Origin of the sequence: Herbaspirillum lusitanum P6-12 (assembly GCF_000256565.1) — a bacterium.
GTDB lineage: Bacteria > Pseudomonadota > Gammaproteobacteria > Burkholderiales > Burkholderiaceae_D > Herbaspirillum > Herbaspirillum lusitanum.
Genome location: NZ_AJHH01000726.1, coordinates 1 through 2,936, shown reverse-complemented (window position 1 = coordinate 2,936; position 2,936 = coordinate 1). Strand labels below are relative to the sequence as shown.

4 protein-coding genes and 1 pseudogene are annotated in these 2,936 nt (G+C 60.3%); 2 read left to right on the top strand and 3 right to left on the bottom strand.

The annotated features are described in order from the left end of the window. From lpxK to HLUSI_RS0123530, 3 genes are all read right to left on the bottom strand, one after another. The coding region (gene lpxK, locus HLUSI_RS0123540) for a tetraacyldisaccharide 4'-kinase (protein WP_016836273.1) at positions 1 to 399 on the bottom strand (399 nt) is incomplete at its 3' end. 21 nt (positions 400 to 420) lie between these two features. Further along, positions 421 to 870 (bottom strand): ExbD/TolR family protein, encoded by a 450-nt coding sequence (locus HLUSI_RS0123535; protein WP_016836272.1) that lies wholly within the window; start codon positions 868 to 870, stop codon positions 421 to 423. Positions 871 to 895: 25 nt separating this feature from the next. Then, positions 896 to 1,501 (bottom strand): MotA/TolQ/ExbB proton channel family protein, encoded by a 606-nt coding sequence (locus tag HLUSI_RS0123530; RefSeq protein WP_016836271.1) that lies wholly within the window; start codon positions 1,499 to 1,501, stop codon positions 896 to 898. Between the two features lie 297 nt (positions 1,502 to 1,798). Between HLUSI_RS0123530 and HLUSI_RS0123525 the strand changes: the two are divergent. Together HLUSI_RS0123525 and HLUSI_RS0123520 are read left to right on the top strand one after the other, a co-directional pair. Then, positions 1,799 to 2,095, top strand: a pseudogene (locus tag HLUSI_RS0123525) (exodeoxyribonuclease VII large subunit); the annotation flags it as partial. Positions 2,096 to 2,148: 53 nt separating this feature from the next. Further along, positions 2,149 to 2,400 (top strand): hypothetical protein, encoded by a 252-nt coding sequence (locus HLUSI_RS0123520; RefSeq protein ID WP_016836269.1) that lies wholly within the window; start codon positions 2,149 to 2,151, stop codon positions 2,398 to 2,400. Positions 2,401 to 2,936: the final 536 nt, after the last annotated feature.

Genomic DNA, 2,936 nt, shown 5'->3' with positions numbered 1-2,936 from the left:
GTTAGGCCTTCCTTTTTGTCGTGACTTAGCCGCAGCGATCAGCAGAGGCTCGTCGCCGACCTCCGATGCCTTGGAACCTGAAGTGACGGGACGCGCCTCGGCCTGCGCCGAACCATAACCGCGCGAAATCACGCCGGGTGTATAGCCGGCCTGTCGCAAGGCCTGCACCAGCCAGATTGCCAGCGGCGTCTTGCCGGTGCCGCCGACGAAGACGTTGCCCACCACCACCACCGGCACTTCCAGGCGCGTCGCCTGTTTCAGGCCGGACCGGTAGAGCGTGCGCCGCGTCAGCGCAACGGCGCCGAACAATAGCGACAGCGGCCACAACAGGCACGCGAGCCAGCCGCGCCGCAGCCAGGCGCGAGTCAGCGTCGATTCGAAGGAAGTGGGTGCGGACAAGGCGGGAGGCGTGCGTGCGGCTTACTTGCCGCCGGTCTGCGCGGCGAACGTGACCTTGGCGAAACCGGCAGTGCGCGCCGCCTCCAGCACGTTGATCACGGTCTGGTGCGCAGCCAGCGCGTCGGCATTGATGATCACCACCGGATCGGGCTTGCCGCCGCTGGTGTCTGTGTTGGCCGAGTTTGCCTGTACTGCGCTCTGCAATTCACGCGCCAATCCGGCGGCATCGCGTGCGGCTATCTGCACGTTGTTGATGGCATAGCGGCCTTGCGCGTCGACCGCGACGTTCAGTTCGAACGGCTGCTCCAGCGCCTTCTCGGCGTTGGCGGTCGGCAGCGTGATCTGCAAGGCGGTGAACTTGCTATATGTGGTGGTCACCATCAGGAAGATGACGATCACCAGCAAAACGTCGATGAAGGGGATCAGGTTGATTTCCAACTCTTCCCGCGCGCGGCCTTTGCGAAAATTCATGACGCTTCCTTTAGCTTGTTTCTTGTTACTGACGCGAACCGTGCACGACGTCGACGAACTTGACGGCCTGCTGTTCCATGTCGACCACGAAGCCGTCAACCAGCGCGCGGAAGTGACGGTAGAACACCAGCGCCGGCATCGCAATCGCCAGGCCGAAACCGGTGTTGTACAGCGCGATCGAAATACCGTGCGCCAGCTGCGACGGATTCGTGCCGGCGGCGTTTTGCGAAGCGAAAATTTCGATCATGCCGATGACCGTGCCGAACAGGCCCATCAGCGGCGCCAGCGAGGCGATCGTGCCGAGCGTGGTGAGATAGCGTTCGAGGCGATGCGCGGCGGCCTGGCCGGCTTCTTCGATGGCTTCCTTCATGACTTCGCGCGGCGCGTCGACGTTGCGCAGGCCGGCGGCGAGCACCTGGCCCAGCGGTGAATTCTGCTCCAGCTTGTCGATCACGTCATCGTTGACGCGGCCGCTTTCATAGACGCGCACCACTTCCGGCAACAGGTCGCCCGGCAACACGCGCGAGCGGCGCAGGTACAGGAGCCGTTCGATGATCAGCGCGAGCCCGATGACGGAGGCGATCAACAACGGCCAGATCGGCCAGCCTGCGGCCTGGATGATTGCGAACAAGAGAGACTCCTTCAATACAAGGGTGATGACATATGTTGCCGCATTAAACGCGGCTCGATTTTCCGGTGCAGAATGTAACGCGTTGCACCTTGCCGGGCAAGGCCAAGATACAGGGACCGGCAAAGTTTCGCCGGACGCTGCAGCAGAACCGATTTAAAATCCTGTGCACTTTATCCACATTTCCTGTGTATAACATTGTGAACAAGCGCTTCGCAAACCGGCAAGAGCATTGATTTCAAAGCATTTTTTCATCGTGAACAGAAACCGCGCACCGACTCCTCGACTTCAAGCCAGCCAATGAACCACGACGATTTTTCCAGCCCCACGCCTTCCGCTCCACCGTCCGGCCCGCCCGTGCTCGCCGTATCGGCGCTCAACCAGGCGGTCGCACGCGTGCTGGAGCGGACCTTTCCGCTGGTCTGGGTGTCCGGCGAAATATCCAATTTTACCCGCGCTGCGTCCGGCCATTGGTATTTCACCCTGAAAGACGATGCCGCCCAGGTGCGCGCCGTGATGTTCAAGGGTCGCGCCCAGTACGCCGGCTTCATGCCGCGCGAGGGCGACAAGGTCGAGGTGCGCACGCTGGTCACGCTATCGCGCCGACAGCATCGGAGCGAGAAGCTTTCATGCTAGGATTCTGCGACTTTATGGAGATCGACATGGATACACCTGATGCATGGAAATTGCGCGCCGATGAACTGCGGCTGCAGATTGAGGCGTTGCTGGAAGCGCAGCTTTGCGAGTACGAACTGTTGAATGCGAAGCTGGAAGAGTGGAAGAAAAATCCGGGCGCCGAGTGGTTGACAATGGCCGACTATGAACCCTGGCAGGCGGCGCTCAAATCGCTTGAACTTGCCCAGCGCGAGCTGGATGAGCACATCAGCGTTCGCCCCAAGTAATCATCATGCATTATCTCGCCCCCGGCATGACCGGCGGGCGGCGACGACCTTTTCTTATTCCCTCGAACGATATTTTTCGTGCCTACCTGCGGGTATGGCCGCAGCGGTATACATTCTCTGAGCGCTGTCCCGCGAGAATCCCACCAAACGGTTCCGTATAAGTTACGCGTAAGTTATCCCTTGTAAGCTGGCCAAAAATAGGGGAAGGCTGCGCGCCGATTTTGCTCGAATCAGAACAACGGATAGCGGACGGCGCAGCGTAATCAGTTTTTCTTCCTGATAAAAGTTGTTCGGATGACATCCGTACATGCCAATCAGACCAAGACCAGGCATGACGGCAACTCGTGAGGAGACTGCTGTATGTTCGAGAGGAAAAACAGGGCGCTGTCGCGCTCGCTGGACGTGCTGATTCAAGTCGTTGTTCCCATTGCCGTCGGCGCCGGCATCTTCGCCGGTCTCAGCGCGTTGGCGCTGCCGGTATCGTTGTCGCCCCTGTGGCTGGCAGTGATTGCGACGGCGGCGGCGGTGATTCTGGT